4 protein-coding genes are annotated in these 3,059 nt (G+C 66.6%); 3 read left to right on the top strand and 1 reads right to left on the bottom strand.

Annotated features, from left to right (window positions below; genetic code table 11):
* Both AC3XYG_RS15390 and AC3XYG_RS15385 read left to right on the top strand, forming a co-directional pair.
* The coding region (locus tag AC3XYG_RS15390) for a flagellar biosynthetic protein FliR (RefSeq protein WP_489140720.1) at positions 1 to 362 on the top strand (362 nt) is incomplete at its 5' end.
* Positions 362 to 1,492 carry an EscU/YscU/HrcU family type III secretion system export apparatus switch protein gene (locus AC3XYG_RS15385; protein WP_489140719.1) on the top strand — a complete coding sequence of 377 codons (1,131 nt, stop codon included), beginning with the start codon at positions 362 to 364 and terminating at the stop codon, positions 1,490 to 1,492. The genes AC3XYG_RS15390 and AC3XYG_RS15385, both read left to right, overlap by 1 nt.
* 4 nt (positions 1,493 to 1,496) lie before the next feature.
* Here AC3XYG_RS15385 and AC3XYG_RS15380 read toward each other — a convergent pair whose 3' ends face one another.
* Positions 1,497 to 2,138, bottom strand: a complete 642-nt coding sequence (locus AC3XYG_RS15380) for a chloramphenicol phosphotransferase CPT family protein (RefSeq protein ID WP_489140718.1) — start codon at positions 2,136 to 2,138, stop codon at positions 1,497 to 1,499.
* A gap of 299 nt (positions 2,139 to 2,437) precedes the next feature.
* Between AC3XYG_RS15380 and AC3XYG_RS15375 the strand changes: the two genes are divergently transcribed.
* Complete coding sequence (locus AC3XYG_RS15375; protein WP_489140717.1) at positions 2,438 to 2,791, top strand: SET domain-containing protein-lysine N-methyltransferase; 354 nt, start codon at positions 2,438 to 2,440, stop codon at positions 2,789 to 2,791.
* Positions 2,792 to 3,059 lie beyond the last annotated feature (268 nt).

Below are 3,059 nucleotides of genomic sequence, written 5' to 3'. Positions count from 1 at the left end.
TCACCTTCGCCGCCGACCTGCACCATGTGCTGATCCAGGCCGTGGCCGGGTCGTTCCGGCTGGTGCCGATCGACGGCATCCCCGACGGCGGGCTGCAGGCGCAGGCGGTGATCCGCGTCGCCAGCCAGGCGATGCGGCTGGCGGTGCAGTTCGCGGCACCGTTCCTGGTGATCGGCCTGGTCGGCAATGTCGGCCTGGGCATCACCAACCGGATGATGCCGGCGCTGCCGGTCTACTTCGTGTTCTCGCCGCTGCTGCTCGGCACCGGCCTGATCCTGGCCTTCCTGGTCGCCAGCGCCATGATCGGCCTCTACGCCGATGCGGTGGGCGACTGGCTGCTGGGCGGCGGGATGCTGGGCTGATGGCCGGCGACGAGCCGGACAAGGACCAGAAGACCCAGGACGCGTCCGACCGCAAGCTGGAGCAGGCGCGCGAGAAGGGCAACCTGCCGCGGTCGCGCGAGGTCTCGACCTTCCTGATGCTGCTGACCCTGCTGGTCCTGGCCTGGATGGTGTTCCCGGCAGTCGGCGGCGCCTTCGTCCAGGCGGTGCTGCCCTTCATGGAAAGCCCCGACCTGATCCCGCTTGATACGGCGGAGGACGCGTTCCACGCCGCCGCCGCCATCATCCGTGCCATGGGGCTGGCCCTGGCCGCCGGCGTGGCGCTGATGATCGTCGGCGCCGTCGCCAGCTCCTTCCTGCAGGGTGAGGTCGTGGTCGCCCCCGACCGGCTGGTGCCGAAGCCGGAGCGGCTGGACCCGCTGAAGGGCCTGGGCAAGATGCTGTCGCGCGCCGGGCTGGTCGAATTCGCGAAGGGCATCCTGAAGACCGCGATCGTGCTGCTGGTGACGATCCTGTTCCTGAAGCCGAGCTTCGAGCGGGCGGAATGGCTGGTCTCGGTGCCGGTCGAAGGCACGCTGGGCGCCATCCGGTCGCTGACCATCGGCCTGGTCGCCGTGCTGGTGCCGATCGCCGGCCTGGTCGCCATCGGCGACCGGCTGTACCAGGATTGGGAGTGGCGGCGCGGCCAGCGGATGACCCTGCGCGAGGTGAAGGACGAGCTGCGCAGCACCGAGGGCGATCCGCAGATGAAGGCGCGGCGGCGCGACATCGGCCGCACCCGGTCGCGGCGCCGGATGATGGCGCAGGTGCCATTCGCCACCGTCGTGCTGGTCAACCCGACCCATTACGCCGTGGCGCTGCGCTATGAGCGCGGCCGCGATGCCGCGCCGGTCTGCATCGCCAAGGGCCAGGACCGGATCGCGCTGAAGATCCGCGACATCGCCCGCGACAAGGACGTGCCCGTCATTGAGAACCCGCCGCTCGCCCGCGCGCTGCACGCGGCCGTGGTGATCGACCAGCCGATCCCGGAAGAGCACTACAAGGCGGTGGCCGAGATCATCAGCATCATCCTCGGCCTGCGCCGGCCGCCGGCCCCGGCGGCACCGTCATCGACCGGCCTGATCGGCCGGCTGGGCCCGCGGCCGGATTGAGCCATCACCCCATCGCCGCCAGCCGGTGAAAGGCCGAGAACGGGGCCGGGTCGTCCAGGCGCCGGCGGATGGCCGCGGCGCAGGCCTCCGGGCTGTGGAGCGCGGTGTCGATTTCGAGGTCGTAGAGGCCGGGACGGTGCACCTCCTGCTGCCACAGCAGAACCGGGGCCGGCACCGGGTCACCGGCCGAACCGGTGGCATACTCCCCGTCCCGCCCCGCCTGCCCGGCCTGGCGGCGCCGCATGATCTCCTCGACCGGGCAGCGTACGCCGACCAGCAGCGCCGGCAGGCCGGCCAGCCGCCGGGCGCAGTCCGGGAGAATGCCACGCGGCACGGCATAGGCGTCGTGATGGCCGACATCGACCACGACGTTCAGCCCGAGCCGGCTGTGGGCGGCGACGGACTCGTACAGCGCCGCATAGAACACCGGCACCCAGGCCTCGATCTCCGGCCGCTCGCCGCCCGGCCGCAGCCCGACGCCGGGCCGATAGCGCGGCGGCGTGACGTGCCTGGTATAGGCGTCGACCCCGAGGTTCATCCAGGGGCCGTCGAACCCGTCCTGGATCGCCGCCGCGATGCTCGACTTGCCCGACCGCGGCGCGCCGTTCAGGACGACGATCCGGCCGGGCTTCATCCTCTGCTCCATGCCATGCCTCCGCTGTGACATCCCGGCCAGCCAGGATCATGCCGGGCGGACGTGCAACACCCGTTGCATAGGACGGTATTTATGCCAACGATGATGGCAGCGGCCGGACGTGACCATAGGGATCCCATCCTCGCGACCCGGACCGGATATTTTTGCGGACGATCATAGAGAGACCCCAGCGCACTCCATCGGTGATGAATTCGGCGCGCTGACCCCAATTGCGAATAAGCCGAGAGGCAATAATGGAAATACCCAATTTGGGATGTGAGATCCGCACGGTCCCGGGCGCCGGCAGGGGCGTGTTCGCCACCAGGCCGTTCCAGGTCGGCACGCTGATCTGCCAGGACCCAGTGATCCTGCTGGATGTCGAGGATTGGCGCTGCAGCAAAGCCACCATCTTCGACGATTATGTCTTCGAATGGCCGGATGCCAGGACGCCGATGGCCATCAGCCTCGGCGTCGGCAGCCTGTTCAACACGAGCTTCGATCCGAACATCAAATTCGTTCCGGACCCTCACGGCAAGATCATCACCTTCACGGCGATCAAGCCGATCGCGATCGGCGATGAAATGTTCATCAACTATGATTGGGAAACAGAGAAGATGGACCGTCTCGAGGAGGGCAAGAGCAAAGACCTGCATGTCATCGACTGAGGGCAGGCCGCCATCATCGGCATCGCTCGGCCTCGACCGGCGATCAGAACGGACCTGCAGGCCTGACATCCCATATTAATGGCGAAGAAATAAATTTATCGATAATTATTGATATTTCCCATTTAATTGCATGCTTTATAAGAATTGCAATTCCAACTCAACTTGCGAATAGTATCTCTTGGATATATGGCGACATTAGACTCTCTATCAACCTCGCGGGTCGACACCTCCATTCGGTATCGAGCCTTTCTCAAGAATCGTCACGAGA

The organism is Inquilinus sp., assembly GCF_057815775.1.
This window is presented reverse-complemented; position numbering and strand designations above follow the sequence as displayed.